The organism is Rhodovulum viride (assembly GCF_003265965.1).
In the GTDB taxonomy this organism is placed as follows: Bacteria; Pseudomonadota; Alphaproteobacteria; order Rhodobacterales; family Rhodobacteraceae; genus Rhodovulum; species Rhodovulum kholense.
The window spans coordinates 1-386 of the sequence record NZ_MUAV01000208.1; the positions used below are offsets into that span (position 1 = coordinate 1).

The following is a 386-nucleotide window of genomic DNA, read 5'->3' on the forward strand; positions in this document are numbered from 1 at the left end:
AAGACCCGCGACGAGATCACGCTGAACCGGATCCAGCCGGTGACCGCGGGGCTGATCCTCTATGGCGAACGGACCTTGGGCGGCACCATCACCGCCCGCTCGACCACCAGCTTCGACGGCAAGCCGCATCTGCGCTACCATTCCGCCATGCCGCTCGCCTGTCACCAGATCGACGGCGCGGTCGAGATCTGGCTGGGCGAGACCAGGGTCTGGACCGAGGCGCAATACCTCAAGGACGCGGCCCAAGGCACGGGCGATCCCTATCTCTGGGGCCAGATCGACAGCGACTACAAGGGCCGCATCCACCTCAAGGTGCATGACGGGGCCGAGGATCAGGCGGCCGATCCGCTGTATGCCGCGGCGGCCTCGGAATGGACGGCCGATCA

The 386-nt window shown here is 66.8% G+C and carries 1 protein-coding gene; it reads left to right on the forward strand.

The window, feature by feature from the left end:
* Positions 1 to 386 (forward strand): hypothetical protein (locus tag BYZ73_RS23275; protein ID WP_181498182.1); only part of this gene is annotated, 386 nt, incomplete at both ends.